We start from the raw sequence: 18,079 nt of genomic DNA, 5'->3' as shown, positions 1-18,079 counted from the left end.
CTCGGGGGTGGCGGAAATCGGTTATTCCCTCCGAACTAGCGCAAAGGGCCCGCCATCGCTGGCGAGCCCTTCTTCGTTTTCCGGCCGAAGCCGGCAGGGAGTTACAGCGCGATCAGAACTCTTTCTTGATCGTCACGTTATAGGTGCGTCCGTAGACCTCGTGCCGGCTTGGGAAGGTGCCGATCTGGTTGCCGCCCGTATCGAGCAGGGCGTTCTCGGTCACGAAGGGCTCGTTGGTCAGGTTGAAGACTTCGAACTGGATGCCGAAGCCGTCGAGCCAACCATCGCGGTCCTCGAAGGTGTAGCCGATCTGGGCGTCGAGGATCGTTTCGCTGAGCGCCTGCGCGCCCGAAAGACTGCCGTCGAAGTTCTGAACTTCGGACAGGAAGCCGCTGCGATGACGCGCGCTCAGCTTACCCTGGAAGCCGGCCTTCTCGTAGAAGAGGTCGGCCGACCACACGTTCTCCGAATATCCCGGAATGTCGAGCGGATCGCCGTTCGCATCTTCCACTTCGGCATCGGCATAGGTGTAGCTGAAGCTGCCACCGAAGCCGTCGAATGCATCGGTGAAATCCGCGAAGTCGAGCCGCAGGGTTGCTTCGACGCCGGTGATCTTCCCGCTCGAGAAGTTGACCGGACCGTTGAAGGAAGCGGTCGCCAGCTCAGGCGCGGTCTGCAGGATGTTGCCGAACCCGGCATTGATGATCTGCTGCTCGATATCGATCGTGTCGCTGAACTGGATGACCCAGTCGGACAGGTCCTTGTGGAACACCGCCACGGCAAGCGCCGATGTGCGCGAGAAGTACTTCTCGAAGGAGATGTCATATGACGTCGAGCGATATGGCCGCAGCTGCGGGTTGCCGCCACCGAGGTTGAAGCAGGTGAGCTGCGGCGGATTGAAGGCGATCACCGTGTCGGGGATCTGGTCGCCATCGGTGTCGGTACAGCTTAGCGGGTTGACCGTGATGTTCTGGTTCGCCGCCAGCTGGTCGAGCCGCGGACGGGTCAGCGTTTTGGCAAAGGCCATCTTGACGAAGGTATCGTTGGCCACCTCGAACGAGAGGTTCACGCTCGGCAACCAGTGATCGTAGCTGTCCGAAACCTGGTTGGTCAGACCACCGCCGATGGTCCCGGTCGAGGACTGCTTGGTATCGACATACTGGACGCCGATGTTGCCGCGCAGCGGGATCGAACCGAGGTCGCCGTTGAGGTTGATCATGCCGTAGAAGGTGTGGATCTCTTCCGCGACGCTCCACTGCGTGTCGAAGGTCGCCTTCTCGTAGACATAGGTGCCGTCTTCAAAGAAGTTCGACGGGTCATAGGCGATGATGTCCATGCCCAGTGACTTGGTATTGGTCGAACCGATGATGGCGTCCGAGGGGATCGCAAGCGAGCCGTTGGTGAAGCCGGGGGACTGGCGGATGAAGCCTTCGTTCGAGTCGAAGTTCTTCTCGCGGTCCTTGTAGATCCAGCCGAGAGTGACGCTCGACAGGATGCCCGCATCAAGGGCGTAATCGACTTCGGCGCGCAGCTGGTGAAGCTCGTCCTCGATGATCGGTTCCTTGATGAAGCCGACCTGTCCCCAGCCGCCCGGATCGGTTAGCAGGACCGTGCCCGGATCGGTGTAATCCAGCTGCGACGCGATCGAATAGCGACCATCGTCGGGCATGGTGAAGGTCAGCGTGTCCTGCGCGCCCGAGCGCGCGAAGCCCGTACCGGCGTAGGATTCGTAGTCGATGTCGTTGCGATCGAGAGTCGAATAGCCGTAGTCGACCTCAAGGCTCAGACGGTTAGTTACTTCGTAGCTCAGGTTCGCACCGGCGGCGAAGATCTCCGCCTCGTTACCCTCGGTATCGGTGCGCAGGATCGGCACGACAGCGGTATAGGTCGCGGTGTCGGCAAAGGGACCTGAACCGGTTGCGCTGTCGAAGCTTGCGCCGCTCCACGAAGCGATGGGCGTTTCCGTACCACGGAAGATGCCCGAATCCTGCGTGTCGGTGTAGAAGGCATCGAGCGTCAGCTGGAAACGGTCGCTCGGTTCGAACTGGAGGGCACCTGCAATCGAGGTCCGCTCGAAATCGCGCGAGACGACGCCCTGGCGCGGGTTGTCCGACGGGTAGAGCAGACCGTTGGCGTCGCGCGAAACCTGGAACTGGTTGGTCTTGAGCTCACGCGAGATGAACTGCGTCGGGTTCGACTGGTGGGTAACGCCCAGCGACCAGCCAACCGTGCCGGCATCGTTCTGACCGATGTACGATCCGAAGAAGCGATAGCCCTGGTCAGAGAAATCGGGGTTGAGCTTACCCGCGTCATTGATGACGTAGCGGGCCGACATGTTGATCTTGGTCTCGTTGTAATCGAGCGGGCGGATCGTCCGCAGATCGACCGCGCCGGCGATGCCGGTTGCCGAAAGGCGCGCATCGGGGGTCTTGTAGACGATACCCTGCGCAATGAGTTCCGACGGGAACTGGTCGAACTCGATACCGCGGTTGTTGCCTGCCGACACGACTTCGCGGCCATTGAGCAGTGCCAGCGAGAAGTCGGGGCCGAGGCCGCGGATCGAGATCTGCTGCGAACGGCCACGCACGCGCTGTGCGGTCACGCCGGGCAGGCGAGCCAGCGAGTCGGCGATCGAGAGATCGGGCAGCTTGCCGATGTCTTCTGCCGAAATGACTTCGACGATGCTCGACGATTCGCGCTTCGCATCGAGCGAGTTCTCGATTGCGCTGCGGATACCGGTGACGACGATGGTGTTTTCCTCACCCTCGTCCGCATCGCTATCCTGAGCAAATGCCGGGGCACCGCTGACCAGCAACGCCATGCCGGTGGCGGCACCGCAGAGCAGCCGCGCGTTCGCAGAAAATCCTGTTCTTCGCATTTCAAACCTCCCCATCAGACCCTCTGAGTCCATATTTTGCATCTTTTTTCATAACGGCAAATCACGTTTTCGTAAATGCAGAAAAGCTGCGCATGCGTATGCACAAGTCGGGTGAATTTTCGCCCAATAAATCAATAATTTGGCTGATTTTTGCGCGAGACACCGTCTGCATAGCTCCACAGCGAAGAGTGAAAAATGTGTCACGCGAGCCACAAAACCCGCGCGATCGGATAACCGGGCATCAGATCACGCAGCGATATTTTGCCACGCAGATTCCGGCCTTTAGATCAGTTGCTTGCCTTGATATTCCGTCGGCCGACGAGCGCGGAGCCGTGATTCTCCAGGCATTGCGCCGGGTGGGAATTGCAGGCAGAACATTCATCGATATGAGTTGCTACGCGATCCAGACGGGCCAGTTCGAGGTCGGACATTTTGCATCCGGTGCACATGCATACCTGGCGATCGACGGCTTTCTCAAATCGCCGGACGAGGTGATTGACGATGCAACTTTGCAAAATTTTGCAAAGATTACTCCGCAATATCCAGGGCTCCGCGCGGCGCTCGATCCTGAAGTTCTCGAAGCATGGTCGGCGGCACTGTCGCCCGTGCTCTCGCAAACCTTCGGTTACCCCCAAGGCGCATGGTCGATGATCGCATGGCATTCGATCGTTTCGACCCCGCCGGGTGACTTGCAGCCAATCCAGTGTTTCCCGCATGTCGACGGCACCGACCCCGATCAGTTCGCGATGATGCTCTATCTCGATCACACCCCTCATGGCGGGACGGCTTTCTTCCAGCACAATTCCACCGGACTCGATGCGCTGACCGCAAAAACCTTCCCGCGATACAAGGCTGCACTCGAAGCGGACGTTGCGCGGACTGGCCTGCCGCCCCGTCGCTACATCACCGATGGCGCGCCGCATTTCACCCGCACGTACCAGACGCCGGGCACCTTCAACCAGGCGGTCTTCTATCGCGGCAATCTGCTGCACAGCGGCGTGATCGACAATGACGCGTCGCTCTCCCCCGACCCGCGCAAGGGCCGTTACACGATCAACGCATTCTTGCGTCCGCCACCGCAATCCTGAAGAAAGACGCGCATGGGAGAGCAAGGCATACGGAAACTGGTCATCGTCGGCGGGGGAACCGCCGGATGGATTGCGGCTGCCGCATTCTCCCGCCTCATCGGGCCGAGGCTGTCGATCGAACTGGTCGAGTCCGAGACGATCGGCACAGTCGGCGTGGGCGAGGCGACCATTCCGCAGATCATCCGCCTCAACACGATCCTCGGCTTCGACGAGGCGGATTTCGTCAGGCAGACCAACGGCACGTTCAAGCTGGGAATCGAGTTCGTCGACTGGTCGCAGATCGGTTCACGCTACCTCCACACATTCGGCGATGCCGGGATTAACCTCGGCAATGTGCACTTCCACCATTACTGGCGGCGGCAGGCGATGCAGGGCGGCGACAAGTCGCTGTGGCACTACTCGCTGCACCAGCTAGCCGCTCAGCAAGGCAAGTTTGCGCATCTCGATCGGGTCGGAAAGACATCGATGACCGGGCTTGCCTACGCATATCACTTCGATGCCGGGCTTTATGCGCGTTATCTGCGGCATTTTTCCGAGACCAACGGCGTCACGCGTACGGAAGGCATCGTCCAGTCGGTAGAACGCGACGGCGAGAGCGGGGATATCGCGGCGATCACGCTGGATAGGGGCGCCAAGATCGAAGGCGATTTCTTTATCGATTGCACCGGTTTTCGCTCGTTGCTGCTTGGGTCGGAACTGGGCGTCGAATATCGGGACTGGTCCAAATGGCTTCCGTGCAACCGCGCACAAGCGGTGCCGAGCGAGCGCCTGCCCGACCTGCCGCCCTTTACCCGCGCGACCGCGCGAACCGCTGGATGGCAGTGGCGCATTCCGCTCCAGCATCGCACCGGAAACGGCCATGTCTATTGCAGCGAGTTCCTGTCGGATGACGAAGCGGCGACGATCCTGCTCGACAATCTCGACACGCCGGCAACAGGCGATCCGCGCCCGATCCGCTTCACCACCGGACGGCGCGAGGCCTTCTGGTCGCACAATTGCGTCGCGATCGGGCTATCCAGCGGGTTCCTCGAACCACTCGAGTCCACCAGCATCCACTTAATCCAGTCGAACGTCGGGCGCCTGATAGAGCTGTTCCCGCGCGAGCGCATTCGCGATGCCGACCGCGATGAATACAACCGCCGCACCGTGGCCGAATTCGAGCAGATCCGCGACTTCCTCATCCTGCACTACCACCAGACCGACCGCGAGGATTCCGAGTTCTGGCGCTATTGCAAGCACATGGACGTGCCCGAGCCGCTGCGTCACAAGATGGAACTGTTCGCCGCATCCGGACGGATCGGGCGCGACGCGGACGACCTGTTCCGCGATGCGAGCTGGGCGCAGGTGATGCTGGGACAAGGCATCATGCCGCAGGATTACAATCCGATGGCGGATAAGCTTTCGGATGAGCAGCTTGGCAGTTTCCTTGGGGACGTCCGCCAGATCATCGAGCGTGCCGTCGCCGGACTGCCAAGCCATGCCGACTATATCGAGAAGCACTGCCGGGCCAGTTGAAATGAATGCGTGTGAGGCGCCCCAAGGCTGCGACTTCTCGGCAGGAATTAGCTCCGCGAACTGTGGAGTACTTTACCATCAAGCTAAGGAAATACGTGAGTTTAGTGTTGGGCGAAGAGGAAATGACGCGAAGGAATATACCGGACAACGATAACCGCTCGCTCAGTTCTCACCGAGATCTCTCAGGTGCTTGAGGTGAGCGTCCCGCGCATCCATCAGTTGCGCGGACAGGCTCTGACGAAACTCAAGGATGCGATGGCGGAGGCTTAGCCTATGCCCGATGATCCGGTCTCTGGGCCGGCAAAGCCCTTGCCTCCGGCGGTCGCATCGATCTGGGGGTTGGGATTGTCGTTCCACCAGGGGACGTCATTATGCGGGCGCAGGTCGATCTCATGCGTCCAGCAATTGCGCGGCTGTTGAGCGAGGTGCCAGTAAGTCTCGGCGAGTGCGGCGGGTTCGATCATCCCATGCTCGCCCTTCATCGACTTGAACGTCTCCCACTTGTCGCCCAGCAGCTTGCCTAGCGTGTCGGGTGAGTTCACCGCCCCATCGACAACAATGTGCGCGACATGGATACCCTTGGGCGCGAACTCCGCATTGAGCGTCTGGCACAGCATGCGCCGTCCGGCCATGGCCGCCGCATGGCTATGCTGGCCGGCGTTCCCCCGCACCGCCGCGGTAGCCGAGGTCACAAGCAGCGTGCCATGAGGTCCGTCCTTTGCGCGTTCGACCATCGAAGGGAAGATGGCGTGGGCGAGGCGATAGAGTCCGAAACAGCCGAGCCTCCAGCCAAGCTCGAAGGTGCGGTGCGGTGTATCCTCCAGCGCACGGTTCCCGATCTGCGCCCCGAGATTGTAGAGCGCGCCCTCGATCGGTCCGATGTCGCGCTCGATGCGCTCGACCAATTCTTCGATTGCGCCGTCCTCGGCGGCGTTGAGCAACGTGCCGCTGGCCGAGCCACCAGCATCCTCGATCTGTCCCACGAGGCGCGCAAGCCCGGCCTCATCGCTGCGCCGCGCCAGAACGGCGTGATAGCCGCCTGCCGCAAAGCGCGCGGCAACGTGGCCACCGATGCCGGCGCCCGCGCCGATGACGAGAAAAACCGGTTTGCTGCTCATCCTGCGCTGCTCCCTTGCGGCCAGGAACTAAGGTTAAGCGCGGGAATGCGGCATGACCAGAAAATCCGGTGAATACCCGGGCAGAATGGACATGGCAGCATGGTTAACCCCGGCCATCGGGAGTTCCATAAAGTGCGGTTAACGCTCTTTTTACAAGTTTTGAACGCGCGCTCCTTAAAAAAGCACGCATGAGTTTTGGTCAGCAGAAATAAGAGATGCAACCGGGCACCTGGCCGGTCGTGGCCGCGCTCGCCTATTTCATTGCTGGCGTGACCATCTATCGCTGGGCCGTCAATATGGAAGGGTTGGCCATGGTCTGGCCGACGGCGGGAATATTCGTCGCCACCTTCCTGCTGACGCGGCAGAACCAATGGCCTGTCGTTGCGATCCTCTTCTGCCTGGTCAGCGTCGTGGGCGGCTGGGTGGTCGGCATGGGTCCAGGCAGTGTCGCGATCCACATAGCTGCAAATCTCGTCCACGCATTGGTCTGCGCCCTGATCTTCGGCAGGTTTGCCACGCAGCGCGCTTTTTCGACGACGGCTGATCTGGGGCGCTTCTGCCTCGCCACGGTAGCCGGCGTTGCGGCCAACTGCGCGATCATTTTTCTCGCCGGGATGGGTTGGACCTTGACCGAGTTTCTCAACTGGAGCGCGACCCTGGGGCTTGGGACGCTGACTGTAGCGCCCATGATTGTTACCGTTGCGCGCGAAATCCAGGAGAACCGGGCCCGCTGGACAACAGCCTACGGCGCCGAGGCCTTCGGACTGCTCGCCCTGGTCATGGCGGTAACCTGGTTCGTAGCGACACAGGCTTCCTATCCGCTGCTTTTCGTACCGTTTGCAGGTGCCGTTCTGGTGACGCACCGGCTGGGTCCTATCGGCGCTGCGGCCTGTATTGCGAGTATTGCCACCGTAGGCAGCTATACTCTTGCCTTCGATACCTACGCCCTCAATCCAATCGGCAAGTCACAAGCGGAACTGGTCAATTTCTTCCAGTTCTATCTCCTCGTCATCATCTCGGTCTGCCTGCCTCTGGCTGCGCTCCGGAACGAGGGACGTGACCTGATGCGCCGCCTCAAGACCAATCGCGACCTGCTGGCGACGGCGGAAGAGCTCGCCAATTTCGGGCGCTGGCGCATGGACATGCGAACGAAGATCATCGTCTGGTCGGAAGGGATTTACCGCATCTACGGCTTGCCCAGCAGTCAGAAACCGACGGTCAAGCTAACTCGCGAATTCTTCCATCCCGAAGACCGCGACCAGGCCTTCAGAAAGCTCGAGCACTGTATCGAACATGGCGGAACCATCTACGGCACGCCCAGGATCGTGCGCAGAGACGGAACGATCCGCCATGTCGAATCCATACTCATGCGTGAGGTCGACGAGCACGGCCGCACGACGGCTCTGTTCGGTACTTTCCAGGACGTCACCGAGCGGGTCATGGCGCTCGAAGATCTGCAGGCGGCAAAGAAGGTCGCGGAAGCGGAAGCCTTTGCCGCGCGACTGCTGGCAGAAACCGACCAGCTGACGGGCCTGAACAATCGCCGCAAGATCCTCGATCTTCTATCCGCGAATCTGGCCGATTGCGCGGAGACGGGCCGGATCATGCCGATCGCCATTCTCGATATCGATCACTTCAAATCGATCAACGATCAACACGGGCACGCCATGGGCGACCAGGTCTTGCGCAAGGTCGCCACCATCTGCCGCGAAACCATACGAGAGAATGGCTTTGTCGGCCGATTGGGCGGTGAGGAATTTCTCTTCCTCTTCCCGGGATTATCCGAAGTCAGGGCGCACGAACTGGTGGAACTCGTGCGGCTCCGATTGCAGGAAAAGGTCTGGGAAGAAATGGATGGCCTTCCTGTCACCGGAAGTTTCGGAATGGCTACCACTGTCGAAGGGGCAGACGAAACCTGGTTGCTGCAGGCAGCCGACAACGCGCTGTACGAAGCGAAACGTTCCGGCCGCAACTGCTTGAAGGTCGCCGCCTGACGAAGGCGACGACCGCACGCCAAATCCTCTAGACTTTCGCCAGTGCCTGCTCGAAATCGGCGATCAGATCGTCCGGATCCTCGATACCGATACTGATGCGCACCAGATTGTCGGTGATGCCGAGCGCGGCCTTGCGTTCGTCGGGCACGGACAGGTGCGTCATGCTGGCGGGATGGCTGGCAAGCGTTTCGGTGCCGCCGAGGCTCACCGCGAGCTTGGCGATTGTGAGCGCATCGAGGAATTTGAAACACTCCGCCTCTCCGCCCTTGATGAAGACCGAGAACGTGCTGCCCGCACCGGTGCAATGGCGGTTGTAGATGTCCTGCTGACGCTCGTCTTCGATGAATCCGAGATAGCCGAGCCCTTCGACCTTAGGGTGGCCGCGCAGGAACTCGCACACTTTCTCGGCATTCTTGCCAGCCCGCTCCATCCGCAGCTCTACCGTTTCGAGCGACCGCAAGAGCATCCATGCGGTATTCGGGTCGGCGATACCGCCCATCGTGTTGCGCAGCGCACGGATCGCATCGATCCAGCGCTTGGCTCCGCAAACGCTGCCCGCGACAAGGTCGGAATGGCCGCCGACATACTTCGTAAGGGAGTACACCACGAGGTCCGCGCCGTGATCGAGCGGACGCTGCCACAGCGGGCCGAGGAAGGTGTTGTCGATCGCGATCGGCGTGAGGTCGGGATCGAAAGCCGCGTCACGCGCATCGCGCACCGCCTCGATATCGACCAGTGCATTGGTCGGGTTTGCCGGGCTTTCGAGATAGATCAGCTGAACCTGACCACCTTGCTTCTCGGCGAGTGCCTTGGCCTTGGCCATGACTTCGTCGAGCTCTTCGCGGGTCGCGCCAGCCGGAAAATCGACATAGCTTACGCCGAACTTCGCCATGACCTTCGAAACGAAGCCTTCGCTCGCAGCGTATAGTGGGCCGGAGTGCACGATGACGTCGCCGGTGTTGCAGGCCGCCAGCATCAACGTGGCGATGGCCGACATGCCGGAGGAAAAGCACAGCGCGTCTTCGGCGCCGTCCCAGATGGCAAGGCGATCTTCGAGGATTTCCTGATTGGGTCCATTGAAGCGCGAATAGACGAGGCCCTCGGCCCCGCCCGGACGCTTGCCGGTGATACCTTCGAAGTGGCGCTTGCCCGCCGCAGCATTCTCGAACGCGAAGGTCGAGGTGAGGAAGATCGGGGCCTTGAGCGAGCCTTCGGACAGCGCCGGGTCGAAACCGTGCCCCATCATGAGGGTCGAGGGCTTCAGTTCGCGCCCGCCGATGGTGGTCACTTCGGGCTTGGGCTTGCGGCGCGGCGTAGGGGTGTCGACGGCACCAAGCGGGTCGTCGGTCGGATTGCTGGAGTTGTCGGCCATGGTTGGCGTCCTTCCTTGTGATCTCGCTCCCAGGAAGGCAGGAGCTAAAGAGGCCGCAAGCGGCGCCCGTTCCTAACCTCCGCAGGAACGCTTCTCCGCTAACAGCCCGATTTCGTGGCTGCAGTTATCGTTCTTGTCCGCGCAATTCAATATCGCGTGTCAGGCAACCGCAGCGATTACCCAGACCATCCCCACGATCAGGAAAATGCCGACAAGATCGAGCAGAAAGCCGGCCTTGACGAGGCGTCCGATCCTCAGCCTGCCGGTCGACCAGGCGATGGCGTTCGGCCCGGTACCGGCGGGCAGAATGAAGCCCCAGCTCGCAGCGAGCGCGGCCGGCATCGCGAGGAGAATGGCCTGCTCGCCGAGACCAAGCGCCGCGGCGAGACTTGCGACGACCGGGATGATTGCGCTGGCTGTGGCGACGTTGCTGGCGAACTCGGTGACCAGCACGACCATCGCAACGATAGCGAGTGCGATCACGATGAGGGGCACGACCTCGAGCGGGAGCAACGCGTTACCCAGCCAGTCAGCGAGACCTGAAGCCTGCATCCCCGCCGCGAGCGCCAGGCCGCCGCCGAACATCATGATGACGCCCCAGGGTGCGCGGTCGGCTTCCTCCCACTTGAGCAAGGGTCTGCCGGAACCATCGGGCAACAGGAACAGCGCAAGACTTGCGATGATGGCGATGGTGCCGTCCGTCCAGCTGTTCTCGGGAAGATAGGGTTCGATCCAGCGCCGCGACATCCACAGCAGGAAGGTGATGGCGATGATCGGGACGAGCCGTTTCTCGGCGCTCGACCACGGCTTATGGTCGTCGATCGACTGTCGCGCAGCCGCCATGTCGAAAGGATGGGTGGCGAGGTTTTGAACCTTCGAGATCAGGAAGGCCGCCAGCGGCACACCAAGGATCACGATCGGAATGCCGAAAAACATCCAGTCGGCGAAGCTGATCTTCAGCCCGATCATGTCGTCGAGCAGCGCCACCGCGATGCCGTTGGTCGGCGATCCGACGATGGTGCCGAGCCCGCCAATGCTCGCGGCAAAGGCGATCCCCATTGGCAAGGCGCCGCTCATGCCCTCGTGATCTTCGGCGACGAGGCCTCCTCCGGAAAGGACAGCCAGCGCCATCGGCATCATAATGAGAGTGGTGGAAGTGTTGGAGATCAGCATCGACAGGATTGCGGCGCTGATCATGAAGGCGAGCAGCAACCGGCTTTGTCCGCCGCTCGTCCCGATAGTCTTGAGAATGGCCAGCGAAAGGCGCCGGTGCAGACCGGTGCGCTCGATTGCAAGAGCGATGAAAGCGCCGCCCAGCAGCAGGAAGAGGATCGGCGCGTAGTATGCGCTCGCCGTGTCGCGCGCGTTCATCACGCCGCCGAGCGGCAAGACGACGAACGGCAGGAGGGCGGTGGCGGTCAGCGGAATCGCTTCCGTCATCCACCAGGCCGCCATCCACATGACAAGACCTGCGACCAGCCACGCCCCCTCGGACATGCCGGCCGGCGGTGCGGTGAATACGGTCAAGGCAAAGGCAAAGGGACCGAGGACAAGGCCGATCTTGCGTGCGGTCATGTCCTGTCGGTCCCCTCAGCCCGATAGTCTGGATTTACTTGGGTGCGAGCACCATCAGCATCTGGCGCCCTTCGAGGCGCGGAAAAGCTTCGACCTTGGCGATTTCCTCGACGTCTTCCTGAACGCGCTTGAGGAGGTCCATGCCGAGGTTCTGGTGAGCCATTTCACGTCCGCGAAAACGCAGCGTGACTTTCACCTTGTCACCGTGTTCGATGAACTTGTTCACGTTCCGCATCTTCACGTCATAATCATGCGTGTCGATGTTCGGACGCATCTTCACTTCCTTGATGTCCTGCGTCTTCTGCGTCTTGCGCGCAGCATTGGCCTTCTTCTGGGCCTCGTAACGATATTTGCCGACATCGAGGAACTTGGCCACCGGCGGGTCCGCATTGGGAGACACTTCGACTAGGTTGAGGCCCAGGTCGTTGGCCTGCTCCATCGCTTCGCGGGTATACATGACGCCGAGGTTTTCCCCCTCGTGGTCGATCACGCGAACTTTGTCGGACTGGATGAAATTATCGTAGCGCGGGCCGCTTTTTACGGGCGGGGCCAGCGAACGCCGGGGTGGACGGGCTATGTGTATTCTCCTGTTACAGCCGTGATTCTATACGTCCGCGCTATGTAGGGGTTCTTGCGGTGAAACGCTAGGGGGAAGCGCCGAGAGGTTCGGCCCGCTAGGCGGCGTCCCGGAACAGCGGAAAGCTTACCAGCTTGCCCTTGGCAGGGAGCACCGCGTCGATCCGGCTTGCCGGTTGCAGAGCCTTGAGGATTTCAGGCGCGCCTGCATCCATTCCGCCAGTGAGTGCACCGAATGCGGGCAGGATCATCCGGTCGCCGCCATTGGCGCTGCGGCTGACGACGCCGCAGGGGCGGGAGATATGGCGTTCGCGGATTCTGACCCGCATCTTCGGGTGGAAGTGACCGGACAACTCGGGCCGCGTCTCGCCAGCCCGCGCGATATGTCGCAAAACAACTCCGCCGATCTCCAGCTCTTCGACCAGAGTGCCGCCGAACGCGCGGTGCATTTCCTCATCGTGATTGCCGGTGATCCACACCCAGTCGAGCGCGCGGGTCAACCCCTCCAGCATTCCCGCAGCATAGGGATCGAGCCGCGATGTCCCTTCGCTGTCATGAAAGTTGTCGCCTAGCGTGACGACGCGCCGCGCCCCGGTCTGCCTGACCGCATCGGCCAGCCTTTCGAGCGTTTCGCGGCTGTCATAAGGTGGCAGCATCTGTCCGCCGCGCGCATACCAGCTCGCTTTCTCCAGATGCAGATCGGCAACGAGCAGCGTCCGCTCGCGCGGCCAGTAAAGCGCGCGACCGCCTGCAATCAGCAATTCTTCATTTGCGAACGAAAGGGGAACCATTGGCGTCACTTGCCCCGCATTGCAGGCTTTGGCAAGACTGGCGTAAGATTGATCTGTATCAAGGCACCATGGCACGCGTTGGTCCTAGTGGCGCGCATGCTTAAAACGAAAGACCCCATGACCGACTGGACCCCCGAAACCGCCCGAGCGAAGGAATGGTTCGAAAGCCTGCGCAACCGCATTTGCGCCGAGTTCGAAGCGATCGAGCGAGAAGCAGGCTCAGACGCCGCATTCGAGTACACCCCCTGGCAGCGCGAAGAGGAAGGCAATTCCGATCCCGGTGGCGGGACCCAAGGCCTCATGAAGGGCAAGGTGTTCGAGAAGGTTGGCGTCAATGTCTCGACCGTGAAAGGCAATTTCGCGCCCGAGTTCGCGGCGACGATCAATGGCGCTTCCGCCGACAACCCGGGTTTCACTGCGACCGGCATCAGCCTCGTCGCGCATATGGCGAATCCGCACGTTCCCGCCGTCCACATGAACACGCGCTTCCTCACCACGCAGGCCGCATGGTTCGGGGGCGGCGCCGATCTCAATCCGCCGATCCCCTACGAAGAAGACACAGCCGATTTCCATGCCGCTTTCCGCGGTGCCTGCTCGGCGCACAACCCGACCTATTACGACCGATTCAAGAAATGGGCGGATGATTATTTCTACATCCCTCACCGCGGGGTACATCGCGGCGTCGGCGGGATCTTTTACGACCATATGGAATGCGAAGACGGACAGGCGTTCGAGCGCAATTTCCAGTTCACCCGCGACGTCGGCGAAACCTTCCTCGGCATTTTTCCCAAACTCGTCCGTCGCCGGATGGAGACCGATTGGAACGAAGCCGACAAGCAGCGCCAGCTCGACTGGCGCGGGCGCTATGCCGAGTTCAACCTGGTCTATGACCGCGGGACGCTGTTCGGCCTCAAGACAGGCGGAAACGTCGATGCGATCCTGATGAGCTTGCCTCCGGAGGCGACCTGGAGCTAAGCGCTCCGTTCAGCTTTGATGAAGGGCCTGCCGGTTAGGCGGGCCCTCGATCTATTCCCCGGAGTCTCCGAATGCGCCTTTTCGCCTTGTCGTCTGTCATATTGCTCGCCGCCTGCAATGCCCCGGAAATTGGCGAGACAAGCGCCACCACGGTCGCCCCTATTCTGACCAGCGAACAGGCCTTCGACGAGTTCACATTTGCGCGCCCGCAAGAAGCGCGCGTTACCCACGTGGCGCTCGATCTCGATCTCGATTTCGAAGAAAAGCAGGTCGAAGGGACCGCCACGCTCGATCTTCAGGCGACCCCGGAAGCGACCGAGATCGTGCTCGACACCGACGGCCTGCAGATTTCCGACATCGTCAATGCGGATGGCGAGGCACTGGCCTGGGAAATGGGCGAGGAAGTCGATGGAAAAGGCGCCCCGCTGACCGTCCAGCTCAACGCCGATGAGGATTCCGGGAAGGCAGAGAGGATCGTCGTATCCTATGCCAGCGCGCCCGATGCCGAGGCTTTGCAATGGCTCGATCCGGAACAGACAGCAGGCGGCGAATATCCCTTCCTCTTCAGCCAGGGACAGGCGATCCTCAATCGCACCTGGATTCCGACGCAGGACAGCCCCGGCATTCGCCAGACATGGGAAGCGCGCATAACAGCGCCCGAACCGCTGACGGTCGTCATGTCGGGCATCAGCCAGGGCGAGCCGGAGGAACTGGGCGCAGAGCCGGGTGAATCGAGCCGCCGCGCGTTCACCTTCACCATGGACAAGTCCGTCCCGCCCTATCTGATCGCAATCGCTGCGGGGAATATCGAGTTCGCCGAGATCGGCCCGCGTTCGGGCGTCTGGGCGGAACCGGAAATGCTCGAAGCTGCCGCCGAAGAAGTCGGCGATACCGAAGAATTGATCGATGCAGGCATAAAGCTGTTCGGCGAATATCGCTGGGGCCGTTACGACATGATCGTCCTGCCGCCAGCTTTCCCCTATGGCGGAATGGAAAACCCGGTGATGACCTTCCTCACGCCGACTTTCATCGCGGGAGACCGATCGAACAACGGGCTGATCGCGCATGAGCTGGCGCACAGCTGGTCGGGCAACCTCACCACTTACGCCAGCTGGCGCGACGGCTGGCTCAACGAAGGCGTCACCAGCTACATCGAAAGCCGCATCACCGAAGAGGTCTACGGCAAGGCGCGCGCAGAGCAGGAATACGCCTTGAGCTATGCCAGCCTGGCCGAAGCAGTAGAGGAAAATGGCGCCGACAATCCGAACACGGCGATGCGGACGCCTGCGGAAATCAGCCCGTTCGACACCTCCGGCGAGGCGATCTATGACAAGGGAACGGTATTCCTCCGCACGGTCGAGCAGATAGTCGGCCGCGAGGAATTCGACGCGTGGCTGACGGCATGGTTCGACAACCACGCCTTCCAGCCGGTGACCTCCGAAATGTTCCTGGCAGACATGCGCGAAAACCTCCTCGCGAATAATATCAAGCTGGAAGAATCGCTTCTGCTGGACGAGTGGGTATACGGCACCGGTATTCCAGAAAACGCCGCCCAGCCCGATCCGGCCGCCTTCGCAGCGGTCGATGCGGCTGCCAAGGCCTATGCCGCAGACGGCACCCTGCCCTCATCACAGACGTGGTCCGGCTGGACGGCGGCAGAGCAGCGCCGTTTCCTAGAAACGCTGCCCGAAGAGATGACCGATGCCGATCTGGCGGCGCTCAACGAGCGGCTGGGCCTTTCCTCAACGGGCAATAACGAAGTGCTATTCCTCTGGCTCGAGGCTGCGCTGCGCAACGAATATGATCCGGCAGTGCCGCAAGCGAAGGAATTCCTTGCGAGGGTCGGCCGCAACAAGTTCGTCTCGCCACTGTTCGAGGCGCTTTGGGAAACCGGCAGCTGGGGTCGCCCGATCGCGACCGGACTCTACGAGGAAACGCGCGCCGGCTATCACAGCTACACGCGGAGCAAGGTTGACGAGATCGTAGGCTACAGCGGCGACGCCTAGCCCGGCAGATCGTCCCAATGCCGTTCGATTGCGCCGCCCCGGCGTTGTTTCTGCTTGCCCAAAGCATTGTCGCACCGCACATTAACACGTGATGCTGCGCCAGTACGAACTTGTCGAAAGGGTCCTCGGATACGACCCCGACGCCGATGAGGCGGCGCTCAACCGCGCCTACGTCTATACGGTGCAAAAGCACGGGTCGCAAAAGCGCGCCTCGGGCGATCCCTATTTCTCCCATCCGGTCGAAGTTGCTGGTCTGATGACCGACCTGCAGCTCGACCAGGAAACGATCATGACCGCCCTGCTCCACGACACTGTCGAGGACACGCTGGCGACGATCGAGGATATCGAAGCCAACTTCGGACCGGACGTTGCACGGCTGGTCGACGGTGTGACCAAGCTCTCCAAGATCGAGACCATGCCGGAAAACGAGCGCGCAGCCGAAAACCTGCGCAAGTTCCTGCTCGCCATGAGCGAGGACATCCGGGTCCTGATGGTCAAGCTCGCGGACCGCCTGCACAACATGCGGACGCTGCATTTTATCAAGAATCCTGAAAAACGCCGTCGGATTGCGCGCGAAACTATGGATATCTATGCCCCGCTGGCCGAGCGCGTGGGCATGTACGAATACATGCGCGAGATGCAGTTGCTCGCCTTCGAGCAGCTCGAGCCCGAAGCCTACCGCACGATCACCAAGCGGCTGGAGGAATTGCGCAATCAGGATGGCGGTCAGGTCGACGCGATCGCGCTCAAGATCAAGCAGGTGCTTGCCGAAGCCGGGCTTCAGGTGGAGGTGTCAGGGCGAGAGAAGCACCCCTATTCGATCTGGAAGAAGATGGCAGAGCGCCATGTCAGCTTCGAACAGGTCACCGACATCATGGCTTTCCGCGTGATCTGCGAAAGCGAGGCCGACTGTTATGCCGCGATGGGCGTGCTCCACACCACCTGGCAATTCCTGCCCGGGCGTTTCAAGGATTACATTTCGACGCCCAAGAACAACGGCTATCGCAGCCTGCACACCTCGTTGATGTACGAAAACTCGATGCGTGTCGAAGTGCAGATCCGCACCCGCGAGATGCATCAGCGCAACGAATTCGGGCTCGCCGCCCACTGGGCCTATAAGCAGGGCGACCGGCCAGATGGCGCCGTCGGCTGGCTCCGCGACCTGATCGAGATCGTCGATGCAAGCCACGATGCCGAGGAACTGCTCGAGCACACGCGGCTCGCGATCTATCAGGATCGCATCTTCGCCTTCACCCCGAAAGGCGGGCTATTCCAGCTTCCCAAGGGGGCCACTCCGGTCGACTTCGCCTTTGCAGTGCACACCGACCTCGGCGCGCAGGCGGTGGGCGCAAAGATCAACGGGCGCCACATGCCGCTGCGCACGCCGCTCAACAACGGCGACGTTGTCGAGATAATCAAGGGCAAGAATGCCGAACCGCAGCTCGCCTGGCTGGGCTTTGTCGTGACGGGCAAGGCGCGCGCCGCCATCCGCCGCGCAGTGCGGTTGAAGGAGCGCGCCGAAGTCGCGGAGATCGGGCGCAAGCTGTTCGACGAGATCGCCGATCGCGTCCCCGCTCGGATCGGCAAAAAAGCCACGCGTGAAGCGGTCAAGCGGCTCGAGATGGAGGACGAAGAAGACCTGATGTTCGCCATCGGCTCGGCCAAGATCACCGATCGCGAAGTCATGGAGGCCCTGGTACCGGGCTGTACGGCAGAAATCGCAGAAGATTCGGACTGGTCGCGGCGTGACCGCGCCATCTCGATCCGCGGGCTGACGCCGGGGGTGGGGTTCAAGCTTGCCGAATGCTGCCACCCGGTCCCGGGCGACCGGATCGTGGGCCTGCGCAAGCCGGGCGAAGTGGTGGAGGTCCACGCGATCGACTGCCTTGAACTCGCCAGCGGGATCGATGCCGACTGGCTCGACCTTTCGTGGGGCAAGCGTTCGCAAGGTGCGGTCGGGCGGATGCGGCTGACGCTCTACGATCGGCCGGGCACGCTGGCCGAGATGGCCGGCATCTTCGCGCAGAACCTCGCCAATGTGAAAAGCCTCGAACAGGTCGAGCTCGATCATCCGTTTACCACATACGAAATCGACACCGAGGTGCAGGATCTGGCGCACCTCACCCGCATTCTCAGCGCCCTGCGTGCGAGCGATGCAGTGGCGCAAGCCGAACGGATATGAACGAGTGCG

Annotated in this window: 12 protein-coding genes; 6 read left to right on the top strand and 6 right to left on the bottom strand. The window is 61.4% G+C overall.

Annotated elements, in window-relative coordinates; all coding sequences use genetic code 11:
• Positions 1–112 precede the first annotated feature (112 nt).
• Positions 113–2,878, bottom strand: a complete 2,766-nt coding sequence (locus tag CCE89_RS10040) for a TonB-dependent receptor (RefSeq protein ID WP_234990029.1) — start codon at positions 2,876–2,878, stop codon at positions 113–115.
• Between the two features lie 92 nt (positions 2,879–2,970).
• On the opposite strand from CCE89_RS10040, the gene CCE89_RS15460 reads away from it, so the two are divergent.
• Both CCE89_RS15460 and CCE89_RS10030 read left to right on the top strand, forming a co-directional pair.
• Positions 2,971–3,966 carry a DUF6445 family protein gene (locus CCE89_RS15460; RefSeq protein ID WP_234990028.1) on the top strand — a complete coding sequence of 332 codons (996 nt, stop codon included), beginning with the start codon at positions 2,971–2,973 and terminating at the stop codon, positions 3,964–3,966.
• Positions 3,967–3,978: 12 nt separating this feature from the next.
• On the top strand, positions 3,979–5,481 hold the full coding sequence (locus CCE89_RS10030; RefSeq protein WP_086437869.1) for a tryptophan halogenase family protein: 1,503 nt from the start codon (positions 3,979–3,981) through the stop codon (positions 5,479–5,481).
• A 266-nt stretch (positions 5,482–5,747) separates the two neighbouring features.
• On the opposite strand, the gene CCE89_RS10025 is transcribed toward CCE89_RS10030, so the two are convergent.
• Positions 5,748–6,599 (bottom strand): SDR family NAD(P)-dependent oxidoreductase, encoded by an 852-nt coding sequence (locus CCE89_RS10025; protein ID WP_086437868.1) that lies wholly within the window; start codon positions 6,597–6,599, stop codon positions 5,748–5,750.
• A 215-nt stretch (positions 6,600–6,814) separates the two neighbouring features.
• Here CCE89_RS10025 and CCE89_RS10020 point away from each other — a divergent pair, with 215 nt between their 5' ends.
• Positions 6,815–8,593, top strand: a complete 1,779-nt coding sequence (locus CCE89_RS10020; RefSeq protein ID WP_086437867.1) for a sensor domain-containing diguanylate cyclase — start codon at positions 6,815–6,817, stop codon at positions 8,591–8,593.
• Positions 8,594–8,621: 28 nt separating this feature from the next.
• Here the strand turns inward: CCE89_RS10020 and CCE89_RS10015 are convergent, their stop codons facing one another.
• The 4 genes from CCE89_RS10015 to pdeM form a co-directional block, all read right to left on the bottom strand.
• A complete protein-coding gene (locus CCE89_RS10015; protein WP_086437866.1) occupies positions 8,622–9,965 on the bottom strand; it encodes a cystathionine gamma-synthase family protein in 1,344 nt (447 codons plus the stop codon).
• Positions 9,966–10,124: 159 nt separating this feature from the next.
• The gene (locus CCE89_RS10010) at positions 10,125–11,540 is read right to left on the bottom strand and encodes an SLC13 family permease (protein ID WP_086437865.1); all 1,416 of its coding nucleotides are present in this window, start codon (positions 11,538–11,540) and stop codon (positions 10,125–10,127) included.
• A gap of 34 nt (positions 11,541–11,574) precedes the next feature.
• Entirely contained in the window at positions 11,575–12,093 is a 519-nt protein-coding gene (gene infC, locus CCE89_RS10005) for a translation initiation factor IF-3 (RefSeq protein WP_086437864.1), read from the bottom strand.
• 121 nt (positions 12,094–12,214) lie between these two features.
• On the bottom strand, positions 12,215–12,907 hold the full coding sequence (pdeM, locus tag CCE89_RS10000) for a ligase-associated DNA damage response endonuclease PdeM (protein WP_086437863.1): 693 nt from the start codon (positions 12,905–12,907) through the stop codon (positions 12,215–12,217).
• A gap of 117 nt (positions 12,908–13,024) precedes the next feature.
• On the opposite strand from pdeM, the gene hemF reads away from it, so the two are divergent.
• From hemF to CCE89_RS09985, 3 genes are all read left to right on the top strand, one after another.
• Positions 13,025–13,882: an oxygen-dependent coproporphyrinogen oxidase gene (gene hemF / locus CCE89_RS09995; RefSeq protein WP_086437862.1), complete on the top strand. Its 858-nt coding sequence runs from the start codon at positions 13,025–13,027 to the stop codon at positions 13,880–13,882.
• Positions 13,883–13,953: 71 nt separating this feature from the next.
• The gene (locus CCE89_RS09990) at positions 13,954–15,888 is read left to right on the top strand and encodes a M1 family metallopeptidase (protein WP_086437861.1); all 1,935 of its coding nucleotides are present in this window, start codon (positions 13,954–13,956) and stop codon (positions 15,886–15,888) included.
• Between the two features lie 91 nt (positions 15,889–15,979).
• A complete protein-coding gene (locus tag CCE89_RS09985; RefSeq protein WP_086437860.1) occupies positions 15,980–18,070 on the top strand; it encodes a RelA/SpoT family protein in 2,091 nt (696 codons plus the stop codon).
• Positions 18,071–18,079: the final 9 nt, after the last annotated feature.

Source organism: Altererythrobacter xiamenensis, from assembly GCF_900177715.1.
In the GTDB taxonomy this organism is placed as follows: domain Bacteria; phylum Pseudomonadota; class Alphaproteobacteria; order Sphingomonadales; family Sphingomonadaceae; genus Erythrobacter; species Erythrobacter xiamenensis.
The sequence above is the reverse complement of the archived record's forward strand: the minus strand, read 5'-3'. Positions and strand labels throughout refer to the sequence as shown.

What these genes read in the sequence shown, in the direction of transcription:
- CCE89_RS10025 (WP_086437868.1), bottom strand. Translation starts at nt 6,599, where the DNA reads ATGAGCAGCAAACCGGTTTTTCTCGTCATCGGCGCGGGCGCCGGCATC.
- CCE89_RS10030 (WP_086437869.1), top strand. Translation starts at nt 3,979, where the DNA reads ATGGGAGAGCAAGGCATACGGAAACTGGTCATCGTCGGCGGGGGAACC.
- pdeM (WP_086437863.1), bottom strand. Translation starts at nt 12,907, where the DNA reads ATGGTTCCCCTTTCGTTCGCAAATGAAGAATTGCTGATTGCAGGCGGT.
- CCE89_RS15460 (WP_234990028.1), top strand. Translation starts at nt 2,971, where the DNA reads ATGCGTATGCACAAGTCGGGTGAATTTTCGCCCAATAAATCAATAATT.
- hemF (WP_086437862.1), top strand. Translation starts at nt 13,025, where the DNA reads ATGACCGACTGGACCCCCGAAACCGCCCGAGCGAAGGAATGGTTCGAA.
- CCE89_RS10040 (WP_234990029.1), bottom strand. Translation starts at nt 2,878, where the DNA reads ATGCGAAGAACAGGATTTTCTGCGAACGCGCGGCTGCTCTGCGGTGCC.
- CCE89_RS10020 (WP_086437867.1), top strand. Translation starts at nt 6,815, where the DNA reads ATGCAACCGGGCACCTGGCCGGTCGTGGCCGCGCTCGCCTATTTCATT.
- CCE89_RS10010 (WP_086437865.1), bottom strand. Translation starts at nt 11,540, where the DNA reads ATGACCGCACGCAAGATCGGCCTTGTCCTCGGTCCCTTTGCCTTTGCC.
- CCE89_RS10015 (WP_086437866.1), bottom strand. Translation starts at nt 9,965, where the DNA reads ATGGCCGACAACTCCAGCAATCCGACCGACGACCCGCTTGGTGCCGTC.
- CCE89_RS09985 (WP_086437860.1), top strand. Translation starts at nt 15,980, where the DNA reads ATGCTGCGCCAGTACGAACTTGTCGAAAGGGTCCTCGGATACGACCCC.
- CCE89_RS09990 (WP_086437861.1), top strand. Translation starts at nt 13,954, where the DNA reads ATGCGCCTTTTCGCCTTGTCGTCTGTCATATTGCTCGCCGCCTGCAAT.